This is a genomic window from Xanthomonas sp. F1 (assembly GCF_014199855.1).
This window is the reverse complement of the sequence record NZ_JACHOK010000004.1, coordinates 140,701-153,957: the sequence shown is the minus strand read 5'-3', so window position 1 is coordinate 153,957 and position 13,257 is coordinate 140,701. Positions and strand designations below refer to the sequence as shown.

8 protein-coding genes are annotated in these 13,257 nt (G+C 67.5%); 2 read left to right on the top strand and 6 right to left on the bottom strand.

Annotated features, from left to right (window positions below):
* Positions 1–217 precede the first annotated feature (217 nt).
* Positions 218–1,903, top strand: a complete 1,686-nt coding sequence (locus GGR71_RS11410; RefSeq protein ID WP_160958650.1) for a long-chain fatty acid--CoA ligase — start codon at positions 218–220, stop codon at positions 1,901–1,903.
* 149 nt (positions 1,904–2,052) lie between these two features.
* Positions 2,053–2,922: a crotonase/enoyl-CoA hydratase family protein gene (locus GGR71_RS11405; RefSeq protein WP_160958647.1), complete on the top strand. Its 870-nt coding sequence runs from the start codon at positions 2,053–2,055 to the stop codon at positions 2,920–2,922.
* A gap of 63 nt (positions 2,923–2,985) precedes the next feature.
* Here GGR71_RS11405 and GGR71_RS11400 read toward each other — a convergent pair whose 3' ends face one another.
* The 6 genes from GGR71_RS11400 to GGR71_RS11375 form a co-directional block, all read right to left on the bottom strand.
* Positions 2,986–5,163, bottom strand: a complete 2,178-nt coding sequence (locus tag GGR71_RS11400) for an ATP-binding protein (RefSeq protein ID WP_160958644.1) — start codon at positions 5,161–5,163, stop codon at positions 2,986–2,988.
* Between the two features lies 1 nt (position 5,164).
* Positions 5,165–6,301, bottom strand: a complete 1,137-nt coding sequence (locus GGR71_RS11395; protein ID WP_043086876.1) for a response regulator — start codon at positions 6,299–6,301, stop codon at positions 5,165–5,167.
* A gap of 147 nt (positions 6,302–6,448) precedes the next feature.
* The gene (lysS, locus tag GGR71_RS11390) at positions 6,449–7,966 is read right to left on the bottom strand and encodes a lysine--tRNA ligase (RefSeq protein WP_048489097.1); all 1,518 of its coding nucleotides are present in this window, start codon (positions 7,964–7,966) and stop codon (positions 6,449–6,451) included.
* Positions 7,967–8,060: 94 nt separating this feature from the next.
* A protein-coding gene (gene prfB, locus GGR71_RS11385) for a peptide chain release factor 2 (protein ID WP_160958641.1) occupies positions 8,061–9,186 on the bottom strand; the annotation gives its coding sequence in 2 pieces (ribosomal slippage) (positions 8,061–9,110 and positions 9,112–9,186; 1,125 coding nt in all).
* Positions 9,187–9,255: 69 nt separating this feature from the next.
* Positions 9,256–10,155, bottom strand: a complete 900-nt coding sequence (locus GGR71_RS11380) for a LytTR family DNA-binding domain-containing protein (protein ID WP_237474289.1) — start codon at positions 10,153–10,155, stop codon at positions 9,256–9,258.
* Between the two features lie 50 nt (positions 10,156–10,205).
* Complete coding sequence (locus tag GGR71_RS11375) at positions 10,206–13,148, bottom strand: VIT domain-containing protein (RefSeq protein WP_184451951.1); 2,943 nt, start codon at positions 13,146–13,148, stop codon at positions 10,206–10,208.
* Between the last annotated feature and the right edge of the window lie 109 nt (positions 13,149–13,257).

Genomic DNA, 13,257 nt, shown 5'->3' with positions numbered 1-13,257 from the left:
GTGTGCTTTCTTTTGGTTACTTTTCTTTGCACAAGCAAAGAAAAGTAACTCGCCGCAAGGCGAAAGCTTTGCTCTCCCTACCTCTCGCACCATCTCGCATGGGGCCTCCACCCGGGGTCCCTGTTCGCCTTTTCCCTACGGAACGGTATGCTGCCGTTGCCGGTTCTAGCGGATACTGTCCGTACAGAGCCATCAATACGTTTCCTGGAGGGGGAATATGAGTCTGGATCGTCCGTGGTTGCAGAGTTATCCGGCCGGCGTTGGCGCCGAGATCAACGTCGACGAGTACCGCTCCGTCGCCGCGGTGTTCGAAAGCTCCGTGGCCAAGTTCGGAGACCGCCCCGCCTACTGCAACTTCGGCAAGACCCTGACCTACCGCGAGGCCGGCGAACTGGCCAGGCAATTCGCCGGCTACCTGCTGGGCGAACTGCAGCTCAAGAAGGGCGACCGCGTCGCCCTGATGATGCCCAACTGCCTGCAATACCCCATTGCCACCTTCGGCGTGCTGCTGGCCGGCATGACCGTGGTCAACGTCAATCCGCTGTACACCCCGCGCGAACTGCGCCACCAACTGATCGACTCCGGTGCCAGCGCCCTGGTAGTGATCGACAACTTCGGCACCACCGTGCAGGAAGTGCTCGCCGACACCCCGGTCAAGCAAGTGATCACCACCGGCCTGGGCGACATGCTCGGCTTTCCCAAGGGCGCTTTGGTCAACTTCGTCCTGAAGTACGTCAAGAAGCTGGTGCCGGACTACGACATCCCCAACGCGATCCGCTTCCGCGACGCGCTGACCCTCGGTCGCCTGCACACGCTGCCGTCGATCGATATCGAGCCGGACGACATCGCCTTCCTGCAGTACACCGGCGGCACCACCGGTGTGGCCAAGGGCGCCATGCTGACCCACCGCAACCTGGTCGCCAACATGCTGCAGGCCGGCGCCTGGATCTCGGCGACCGGCAAGCTGGAGGAAGGCAAGGAAGTCATCATCACCGCACTGCCGCTGTACCACATCTTCGCACTGACCGCGAACGGGCTGGTCTTCATGAAGCTCGGCGGGCTCAACCACCTGATCAGCAATCCGCGCGACATGCCGGGCTTCGTCAAGGAACTGCAGAAGACCCGCTTCACCGCCTTCACCGGCGTCAACACCCTGTTCAACGGCCTGCTCAACACGCCCGGCTTCGACAAGGTGGATTTCTCCTCGCTGAAGTTCACCCTCGGCGGCGGCATGGCGGTGCAACGTGCAGTGGCCGAACGCTGGAAGCAGGTTACCGGCGTGACCCTGGTGGAAGCCTACGGCCTCACGGAGACCTCGCCGGCGGCCTGCATCAATCCGCTGACCCTGACCGAATACAACGGCGCGATCGGCCTGCCGATCCCCTCCACCGACGCCTGCGTCAAGGACGACCAGGGCCAGATCCTGGCCCATGGCGAAGTCGGCGAGCTGTGCATCCGCGGGCCGCAGGTGATGAAGGGCTACTGGCGCCGGCCGGAGGAAACCGCCAGCGCCATCGATGCCGACGGCTGGCTGCACACTGGCGACATGGCGCGGATGGATCCGCAGGGCTTCTTCTATATCGTCGACCGCAAGAAGGACATGATCCTGGTGTCCGGCTTCAACGTGTATCCCAACGAGGTCGAGGACGTCATCGCGATGATGCCGGGGGTGCTGGAAGTGGCCGCGGTCGGCGTGCCGGACGAAAAATCCGGCGAGGCGGTCAAGGTGGTCATCGTGAAGAAGGACCCCAACCTGACCGCCGAGGAGGTGAAGGCGCATGCCCGCGCCAACCTCACCGGCTACAAGCACCCGCGCATCGTCGAGTTCCGCAAGGAACTGCCCAAGACCAACGTCGGCAAGATCCTGCGGCGTGAGCTGCGCGACGCGCCGCCGCCGCAATAAGCAGGTCCGACGGGCGCCCACGTGGCGCCCCTGAAGGCGCTGGCGGGGCGAGTTCCGGCCGCGGCACCCGGGTGTAGCATCCGCCGGGTGGAAACGCACTCGCCCGCTGCGCCACGCCATCTCCGCGGGCGTCTTTCCGAGAGCCCGCCATGAGCACGATCGACCCGCTGCCCCGTACCCGCGCCTATTCCAGCATCCGTATCGATGCGGACGGCGACGACGATAGCCATTGGTTGTACATGCATGCGAATCCGCAACTCGGGATGCGCCCCTGCTTCCATAGCCAGATGCTGGATGACGTACTGGCGGCGCTGGAGGCGATGACAACGCGCGCGCATACACCCAAGATGGGTGCCCTGAAGCATCTGGTCATCGCCTCCGATGCCAATGTCTTCAATCTCGGTGGCGATCTTGCGCTTTTTTCCGATCTCATCCGCCGCAAGGACCGCGCGCTACTGCTCGACTACGCCTATCGCTGTGTGAGCGGCGTGCATCAATTGCAGCGCGGCCTGGCGGGCGACGTGCGCACCATCGCCCTGCTGCAAGGCGATACCCTCGGTGGCGGGCTTGAGATGGCATTGGCCTGCCACACCATCGTCGCAGAGGAAGGCGTCACCATGGGGTTGCCGGAGGCGATCTTCGGACTGATTCCCGGCATGGGCGCTTACTCCTTCCTGTGCAAGCGCGTCGCGCCGCATGTCGCCGAACAGATCATCCTCGGCGCCGACCTCTACAGCAGCGAGCAGATGCACGCGATGGGCATCGTCGATGTCCTGGTCCCGCGGAACCAGGGCGTCGAGCGCGTCAAGCAGCTTATCCACGATCAGCGCCGCAGCCCGCAGTCGTACCTGGCGATGAACGCCGTGCGCAATCTGGCGCAACCCGTGACGCTGCAGGAACTGCAGGCGATCACCGACATCTGGGTCGACTGCGCGTTGGCACTGGACGAGAAATCGCTGCGCACGATGGATCGGCTGGTACGCGCGCAGACCCGCCGTGCGCGAGACGTCGCAGCCTAGGCAAACGTCAGCGGTCGGCGATCAGTGGTCGGCCCGGTGCCATGCCGGGCCCTACTGCGGGCGTCAGCGCAGCTCGTTTTCTTCGGAACTTGCGCTGCGGCGTGCGCGTGCCTCGAGCACCTCCCTGCCCTCGGTCAGACTGGCATTGAGTGCCATCAACCGGGAGCGCCATTCGCTGCGCATCTGCCATTCCGCCATCTGCATCAGTTCGCCACCGAGGCTGGCCAACCGGATCAGGCCCAGGTTGCTTGCCACGCCCTTGATCGCGTGAGCATGTTCGCGCAGGCGTTCCCAATGCTCCGCGTCGCCTGCGATCTGCATGCCGCCCAGGCAGCCTTCGGCATCGTTGAGGCACTGCGAAATGAACTCGCGTTCGAATCCGTCGCCCATGCCCAGCCCGGCCAGTTCATCGAGCACGGAGGAATCCAGCACACCTTCGGACGTGGCGATCAGTTGCCTGACCTGAGCCTCGCCCGAGCCACGCAGGCGCCCTTCCGCGGCGATGTCGGCCAGCGTATCCAGCAGACGGCTTGCGACGACCGGCTTGGCCAGGAACGTATGCGCACCGGCCTGCTCGCATCGCTGGATCGAATCCGGCGTGACGTCCGCGCTGAGCACCACCACGGGCGTGCGCGGACCGCCAGCCTGCATGATCCGCAGCTGCTTCAGCATGTCCAATCCGCTCATGCCCGGCATGTGCAGATCGACGATGACACCGTCGAACTCGCTCTCCGCCAATGCGTCCAGTACCGATTCGGCCCCTTCGACGCAGATCGGACGATGCCCCGCCTTCTGCAGCAGGCGCTGTAGCACCATGCGATTGGCGGCATGGTCGTCGGCCACCAGAATGCGCATGCTGCGGATGCGCGCGCGGTGGCGCAGGAAGGGATCGGAAAAGGCGATGACGTTCCCCGGCTGGCCGCTGTCCTCGGGGTGTTCGGCGGCCGCCGCCTCCATCTCCGGCGCTTCCTCGACCGTGCTCGCCGCGATCTCGAAAGGCAGGTCGAACCAGAACCGGCTTCCGCGCGGCAGGTTCTCCTGATAGCCGATACTGCCGCCCATCGACTCCACCAGGCCCTTGGCGATCGTGGTGCCCAGCCCTGTCCCCTCGTAGCGCCGGGCCAGTCCCACATCCGCCTGTTCGAACGCGTCGAACAGCCGCGATCGCATCGACTCCGGCACGCCGATCCCGGTGTCGACGATATCGAAACTCAGCCACGTCCGATCCGCGTCGCTGCGCAGCAGCTTCACCCGCACGTCGACGCGACCGGAATCGGTGAACTTGATCGCGTTCCCGGCCAGATTCAGCAGCACCTGGCGCAGGTGACCCGCGTCGCCGAGGAGATGGTTCGGCACTTCGGCAGCGATGTCGACGAAGTAGCCGATCGCCTTGACCCGCGCCTGCGGCTGCAGGATCAGCCCGATCTGCTCCACGGTCTCGCGCAGCGAGAAGGCGCTGTTGTCGATGCGGATCTTTCCGGCCTCGATCGCGGAGATGTCCAGCACCTCTTCGACCAGCGAGAGCAGGCTCTTGGCAGATGCCTGGATGGTGCTGACGCACTCGCGCTGCTCGGCATCCAGCTTGGTCGTCGACAACACCTCGGTCATGCCCGAGAGGCCGTTGAGCGGCGTGCGGAACTCGTGGCTCATGTTGGCCAGAAAGCGGCTCTTCGCCTCGTTGGCGCGCTGCGCCTCCTTGGTTGCCTGGGTCAACTGCCGCAACAGCCCGGACAGATAGAGCGGCACCGCCAGCAGGCCGATGACCAGACCGATGCCGAGTCCAAGGTTGGTGCGCCAGTACGGCGTCACCAGCACCGTGGTGCCGAAGCTGGCCACCCCCATGGCCACCGCCAGGTACAGATACCGGTTGCCGTAGCGCAAACCGTTGCCGACTGTCACCCACAACACCACGACGTACATCCACGCCAGCGGCTCGCCCATGCCGATCATTGCCGCGGCGATCAGGCCGTAGTCGGCGATCATGCCGATGATCCGTCGCGTGTCGCAACGCTCCGGCCGCCACAGCAGCCAGGCCAGCACACCGAGCGACAGCACCAGACCGGACGACACCACGGCGACCACGTTCAGGTACTCGCGCATCGGCAATGTCGCGCGCGGACCCGGCAGCAGCACGTAGCTCAGGATGATGGAGATCAGGGCGATCCGCACCAGTGCCTGCGCATGCTCGGTGTCCTTGCGCTCCGCGAACCGCTGCCGCACCCACGTGATCGCCGCGATCATGTCAGACTCCTGGTCGCGCCGAGGCGGTGGAGAATTTCTCGCAGATCACCTGCAGCTGCTCGCGTCCACGGAACAGCGCGTCCACGCAACGCGGGTCGAACAGGCGGCCGCGCTGGGCGTAGAGGTAGGCCAGCGTCGCATCCATGGTCCAGGCTTCCTTGTAGGGGCGCGGCGAGATCAGCGCGTCGAATACGTCGGCGACCGCCACGATCCGCGCTTCCAGCGGAATCGCCTCGCCGACCAGGCCGTCCGGGTAGCCGCTGCCGTCGTAGCGCTCATGATGGCGCAGGGCGATCAGCGCGCCGACCTGGATGAAGCGGTTCTGGCTGCCGCTGAGCAGTTCGTAGCCGATGCGCGGATGCATGCGCATCACCGCCATCTCGTCCTCGTTGAGCTTGCCCGGCTTGAGCAGCACCGCATCGGGAATGGCGATCTTGCCCATGTCGTGCAGGCTCGCCGCCATCTCGATGACCCGCACCTCGTCCTCGGACAGACCCAGTTGCTCGGCGATCAGCCCGGCCACGTGGGCCATGCGTTCCAGGTAGGCACTGGTGCCGACGTCGCGGTACTCGATGGCCCGCGCCAACCGCGACAGGGTCTCGCGCTCGCGTTCCTCGACCTCGCGCATGCTGGCCAGCAGGCGCTGCTCCAGCGACATGGCACGCTGCTTGATGTTCTCGCTCTGCAACCGCAGCTGCAGCAGGTTGTGGCAGCGCGCACGCAATTCGCGCGGGCGGATCGGCTTGACCAGGAAGTCGATCACCCCCGCTTCCAGGGCGGCCTGGCGGATCGGTTCGTCGCCAACTACGGTGATCAGGATGATCGGGATGTCGCGGTGCTTGGGCAGCCGGCGCAGGCGCCGCGCGAACTCCAGCCCGTCCATGCCCGGCATGCGGTAGTCGAGCAACAGCAGATCGACCTTGCCGGCCTCGCACCAGGCCAGCGCGGCCTGCGAGTCGCCGAAATCGCGCACGGTCAGTTCCGGGGCGATGTCCTCGATGACATGCCGCAGCATCGTCCGCGCGGAGGTCTGATCGTCGACGATGACGATGTTCAAACGATTGTCGCTTCCGTCCGCCCAGTGGAGACGGTCCCCGTTCGAGGACGCGCCGGAGAGGCTCATGCTGGCATCATGCATCTGCAATCCTCCGCCCGTCGCATCTGCGCGGGCTGCTGAGACGACAACGGGAACGCGCCGGCGCTGACTCACCCCGGCCCGTCCACCTCACTTCCTTTTGCGTGCAACGCCTGGTGCAAGAACCGCGCCACCTCGTCCGGGGCTAGGTTAAGCCTCCGGACGCATGTACGGAAACAGCAGCACGTCACGGATCGAGCTGCTGCCGGTGAGCAACATTACCAGTCGGTCGATGCCGATGCCCAGGCCGCCGGTCGGCGGCAGCCCGACTTCCAGCGCCCGGATGTAGTCGGCGTCGAAGTGCATGGCCTCGTCGTCCCCGCCGTCTTTGGCCGCCACCTGGGCCTGGAACCGCGCCGCCTGGTCTTCCGGGTCGTTGAGCTCGGAGAAGCCGTTGGCGATTTCCTTGCCGTTGATGAACAGCTCGAAGCGGTCGGTATAGCCCGGCTCGGTGTCGCTGGAGCGCGCCAGCGGCGACACCTCGACCGGGTGGTCGGTGATGAAGGTGGGCTGGATCAGGGTGTGCTCGACCGTGGCCTCGAAGATCTCCAGCAGCAGCTTGCCCCAGCCGTAGGACGGCTTGGTGCGGATCTTCAACCGCTCGCAATGGCGCAGCAGGGCCTCGCGGTCGGTGCAGTCGGCGGCGCTGATCTCCGGATTGTGGTGGCGCACCGCCTCGTCCATGCGCCAGCGGCGGAACGCCGGCGCCAGGTCGATGTCGGCGCCGTCCCAGTGCACCTGGGTGGTGCCCAGCACCTCGCCGGCGACATCGCGAATGACGTTCTCGGTCAGGTCCATCACCTCGTGGTACGTGGCGTAGGCCTCGTACAGCTCCATCATGGTGAATTCCGGATTGTGCCGGGTGCTGACGCCTTCGTTGCGGAAATTGCGGTTGATTTCGTAGACCCGTTCCAGGCCGCCGACCACCAGGCGCTTCAGGTACAGCTCCGGGGCCACGCGCAGATACAGGTCCAGGTCCAACGCGTTGTGGTGGGTGGTGAACGGCTTGGCCGTGGCGCCGCCGGGGATGTAGTGCATCATCGGCGTCTCCACTTCCAGGAAGCGGCGCGCGTCCAGCCAGGCGCGCATGGCGCGGATGATCTTGGAGCGCTTGACGAACACCTCGCGCGCTTCCGGCGACACGATCAGGTCCACGTAGCGCTGGCGGTAGCGCTGCTCCACGTCCGACAGGCCGTGCCACTTGTCCGGCAGCGGCCGCAGCGCCTTGGTCAGCAGCCGCAGCGCGGTGGCCTTGATCGACAGTTCGCCGGTCTTGGTGCGGGTCAGTCCGCCCTCCACGCCGATGATGTCGCCGATGTCCCAGCCCTTGAAGGCGTCGTAGGCCTCGCCCAGAGCGTTGGCCTGCAGGAACAGTTGGATGCGCCCGGACTCGTCCTGCAGCTGCACGAAGCTGGCCTTGCCCATCACCCGCTTGGCCAGCAGGCGCCCGGCCAGGCGCAGGCTGCGGCCCTGGGCCTCCAGCGCCTCGGCGGTCCAGCGCTCGGTGTCGGCGAACTCGGCCTGCAGATCGCCGGCGAAGTCGCTGCGGCGGAAGTCGTTCGGATAGGCCACGCCCTGCGCGCGCAGCGCGGCGAGTTTGGCGCGCCGTTCGGCGATGAGGCTGTTCTCGTCGACGGGAAGGGACGGCGCGGGGGTCTGCTCGGTCATGGGTAGGGGGATGCGTGAGGAAGGGAAAGAATGCACCAGCCGGCGGGCCGTGTGCCGCCGCACGGCCTCCGTCGCCAGGACGGAGGCCGCCGGTTCAGGCGTCGCTGCGTTTGGAGCCGGCTTCCAGGCCGGACTTGAGGCTGGCCTCGACGAACTCGTCGAGGTCGCCGTCGAGCACCTTCTGCGTGTCCGAGCGTTCCACGCCGGTGCGCAGGTCCTTGATCCGGCTCTGGTCGAGCACGTAGTTGCGGATCTGGCTGCCCCAGCCGATGTCGGACTTGGTCGCCTCCACCGCATCGCGCTCGGCGTTGCGCTTCTGGATCTCCAGCTCGTACAGCTTGGCGGCCAGCATCTTCATCGCGTTGTCGCGGTTCTGGTGCTGGCTGCGCCCGGTCTGGCAGGCCACCACGATGCCGGTGGGGACGTGGGTGATACGCACCGCCGATTCGGTCTTGTTGACGTGCTGGCCGCCGGCGCCGGAGGACCGGTACACGTCGGTCTTCAGATCGGCCGGATTGATGTCGATGTCGATGTTGTCGTCCACTTCCGGCGACACGAACACCGAGGTGAAGCTGGTATGGCGGCGGTTGTCCGAGTCGAACGGCGACTTGCGCACCAGCCGGTGCACGCCGGTCTCGGTCTTCAGCCAGCCGTAGGCGAAGTCGCCTTCCACGCGCAGCGTGGCCGACTTGATCCCGGCCACTTCGCCGCCGGAGACTTCCATCAGTTCGGTCTTCCAGCCGCGCGACTCGCACCAGCGCAGGTACATGCGCAGCAGGATCTCGGCCCAGTCCTGGGCCTCGGTGCCGCCGGCGCCGGCCTGGATGTCGACGAAGGCGTTGCTGGCGTCCATCTGCCCGGAGAACATGCGCTGGAATTCCAGCTTCTCCACCTGCGCCTGGAAGCGGTCGACGTCGGCCAGCACCGCCTGCGCGGTGGCCTCGTCGTTCTCGCTCTCGGCCAGTTCCAGGAATTCCAGGGATTCGTTCAGGCCATCGAGCACACTGGCGATGCCGCCGACGGTCTTCTCCAGGCTGGCGCGTTCGCGGCCCAGGCCCTGGGCGCGCTCGGGGTCGTTCCAGACGTCGGGGCTTTCCAGCTCCCGGGTGACTTCCTCTAGACGCTCCTTCTTGGCGTCGTAGTCAAAGAAACCCCCGTAGCGACAGCACCCGATCGGACAGATCGGCGATGCGGTGGCGAATCGGATTGAGTTCGATCATTGCGGCTTTTTCCGGCAGACAAGAGCGCGATTCTAGCAATTCCGGCCGCCGCGCCACAGCGCCGCCCGCCTAGTCGACGGTCGCGGCCTCGCCCTCCCCGGCCGCCACGCGCAGCGCGGCGCGGTAGCGGCGGCTGCACGGCACCTGGCTGCCATCGCGCAGATGCACCCGCGCCTCGCCCGCCTCCAGCGGCTCGATCGAGACCACGCTGGCCAGGTTGACGATGTAGCTGCGGTGGATGCGCACGAACCGCGCCGGGTCCAGCCGCGCCTCGATCGCGGCCATGGTGCTGCGCAGCGGGTAGTCGTGGCCGCGCACGCGCAGGTTGACGTAGTTGCCTGAGGCCTGCAGCCATTCGATGTCGGCCGCGGCGACCAGGAAATCACGGCCGAGCTTGCGCACCAGGAAGCGCTCCGGGCGTTCCAGCGAGCCCACCGGCGGGCCGGCGTCGGGCGCGCCGAGCAGCGCCGCCTCGCCCTGCCAGCGCCGCAGCAGGAACCGGTACATCTCCACGCACAGCGCGATCGAGGCCAGGCTGCGCACGTCCTTGAGATACTCGTAGGCCAGGCCCTGCGGCCACGAGCCGAAGTCGTAGTGCTGGCCCTGCAGGCGGTAGACCAGGCTGCGCAGGGCGACCATCCCCACCACGTGCAGCACCGACAGCGCCACGCTGCCCAGCAGATAACCGGGCAACCGGCGTCGCCAGGTGTCCCAGTGCAGCGGATAGCGTCGGGTCAGCAGCACCACCAGCGGCACGATCAGCAGGAACATCAGGTTGCTGGACCACTCCCAGACCACCGGCTCCCACGCGGCGAAGTGCAGCCCGGTCTTGCGGATGTCGATCAGCACCGTGACGCTGTTGGCGGTGGCGTTGATCAGGGTGAGCGCGACCCAGAAGCCGATCTCGAAGCTGCGGCGCCAGGGCTGGAAACGGGAATAGGCGCTGGCGCCGGCGGACGGATCGGACATCGCGCCAGTGTAGCGCGCCGGCATTGCCACGCCGGCGCACCACGGGCGGATCAGCGCACCTCGAACTCGCCGACCAGCACTGTCTCCTTGCGCTCGGTCAGGCGCAGCGTCACCTGCTGGTCGCGTTGCGCGGCCGTGCCCCAGCCCGTGCTCAGTTGCAGGTGCAAGGTGGTGGCGCCGGTGACCAGCGGCTGGCGCTCGCCGAAGAAGTTCGCTTCCACCTTGTACTTGCCGGGCCTGGCCTTGCGTAGCGAGAACTCCTCCGGCCCGTAGCCGCCGGTGAAATCCGGCGACAGCTGGCCACCCTGGTAGGTCGCACGATTGCCGTAGTAGCAGCGCTCGCCATTGGGGTCGGTCACCCACAGGTCCATGTCACTGTCGTCGCTGTCCCAGTTCAGCACCACGCGCAGGTCCAGCGGCAGGTTGCGCAGTAGCCGCGGATCGACGAAGCCGGTGTCCAGCCGTCGTGGTGCCCGCGCCACGATCGCGTTCAGTTCGTTGAGCGCGATCATGCTCACCCCGTCGAAGCGCGGGTCCCAGTCGCGCACCACCACCTGGTACAGCTGCGCGATCGCCGCCTGCGCGTCGCCGCGCGCGGCATAGGCCAGGCCCAGGTCGCGGAAGCTCTGCGGCTCGTCCTCGCCCAGCCGCAGCACCTGCTCGAACACCGGCACCGCCAGATCGGCACGGCCGGCCTGCAGCAGCCGGTAGCCGAGCACGCGCAACACGTGGCGATTCTCCAGCTGCAGTTCGGCCAGGTTGGACAGTACCCGCAGCGCCAGGTCGCGCTCGCCATGCTCGAACAGTACGTCGGCCACGTCCAGGTAGAACGCCACGCTGTCGACGTGCGCGGCGCGTTCGCTCAGGTACAACGGATACACCGCGTCAGCGGCGGCCGCACGCAGGCGCCGCGCATACGGCGCATCCGGCTGCCAGGGCTGCAGTGCCAGGGCGATCGCGGGTTCCCCGCTTGCGTCGGTCGCGGGAGCTGAAGCGACCGCGTCGGCAGCAACGGCCATCGCGTCCAGGCCCGCCGGTGCAGCCAGCGTCCGAGCCGGCGCCGGCATCGCAGCAGGAGCCGGCGGCGGTGCCATCGGAAGCGCCAGCGATTCGGACGCCGACGCCATGCGCGCAAGGTTCCGCCCGTTCCCCTCCGCGCGGCCTCGCTGCTCCTGCGCGACCAGCTGCGGCGGCGCGCCCTTGGGAAACTGGCGCTGCCACCAGGCGATGCGCTGCGCGAACGCCTCGGCGACCCGGTCGATGCGTTGCTTGCGCGTTTCGACGTGTATCCGCTGCTGTTGCGCCTGCGCACGCGCCACCGCCGCGCGCAGCGCGGGTGGCGCCGGGATGTCGTAGCGGATGTAGTCGTCGACGTTCTCCAGCACCAGCAGCGAGGTGTCGGCGCTGACCAGGCCGAAGCGCGTGGCCAACGCCTGGCGACGCGCCGCCGAACCCAGCGGATCGGCGGACAGACTGCGCAGCATGGCCCGCGCCCAGGCGCCCGGCACCAGGTCTCCAGGCGCTTCATCGACCTGGCGCAACGATAGCCGCACGTGCCGGCTGCTGGCGGCCGTGGCGATCTCCAGGTGCAGCGCCGCATCGGTCCCGAGCAGGCGCCCGGCGATGCGCAGATAGCCATCGTCGGCGTAGCGCGAATCGGCGACCAGATCGGCGACCTGGCTGCCGTCCATCGCGACCAGTTCGCCGCCACGCTGCAACAGGCGGTCGCTGGCGAGCTTGACTCCCTGCATCCCCTCCAGCGCGATTGCGCGTCCGCCGCGTGCTTCCGCGATCGCCGCCAGGCGTGCGGCATCGGCGTGCACGCCGGCCGAGTCGATCGCATACAGACGTTGTCCCGGCGCCAGCATCGGCAGGGTCTGCGTGCCGTAGTTGCCCAGGCCATCGCTGAACAGCAGGTACTCCTGCACCTGCGCCGCCGGTTGCCAGGCGCCCAGCGCGCTGGCGCCGTCGGGCTGCTCGGCCTGCAGCGCCGCCTTCAAGGCGCTCCAGTCGCCGTTGCGCACCTGGAACCTGCGCGGTGCCGCGGCGCGGTCGCGCAGCACGATCAGATCCACCTGGGCCGTGCCGACCGCGGCGAAGTAGCGCTGCAGCAAGGCCAGTTCGGCCGGGATATCGCGCTGCCGCGCAGATCCGGACGCATCCCAGAGCAGGCCGACGCGCTGCGGCAGCGGGCGCGGGGCATGCACGTCGGCGACCGGCACCAGCGCCTGGAAGTAGCGCTGGCCGTCGTGGATGCCAGTCGCCACGCGCGGCGTCGCACTCGCGCGCAACGATAGCGCCAGCTCCTGCGGCAACTGCGCCGGGGTGCCGGACCAGGTCGCGGCATAGCCGCCGTCCGCCGTCGGCAGCAGACGCAGGCCGGGCGCGGCCATCGCAGGCTCGGCGGGCGCGGCCTGCGTGCTCAGTTGCACCTGCAGCGAGCGCGCGCTGGACGCATACGCCAGCGGCAACCGCCATTGCCAGCCGGCGGCGGTGCGCGGGAGCGATTCGCGATAGACCAGGCGCACATGGCGGCTGCCACGCGCCGGCAGCGGGTAGACGCGCAGCCGGAACTGGTTGCCGGCGGTCTGCTCCAGGAGACCAGGATCCACGCCGCGCCGCTCGACCGCCTCGAACACCTGACGCCCGCGCGCCTTGGGCACCGGCACGGCCTCGCGCATCTGCCCGTCGATGTCCAGGGCGAACCCGCTGAGTTGCTGGCCCTCGCGTAGCGGGAACGTCAGTTGCCCTTCCAGCACCCTGGTATTGGGATTGAAGAATTCCAACTCCACCGTGGTCTCGGCCAGGCCGGCGGCGGCCTGCGCACGCACCGACACCGCGCGCAGTTCGACCGGACGTTCACCGGCGTCGGTGTGTAGCAGCGGCGCTACCAATTGCCGCTGCGGCACGGACTGCGCTCCGGCCGGGACCGCAGCGAGCACCGACCACGAAAGCAACAACACGCACACGCCTTTGCGCACGATGGACGGCATGGATCATTCCTCGATGGGACGGTATGGCTTGAACGTCCGCCGTGGTGCGATGGGGTTGCTTGTGTGCGTCAAGACCTCTAGCGACGCGTAGCCCCTCTCCCATCAGGAG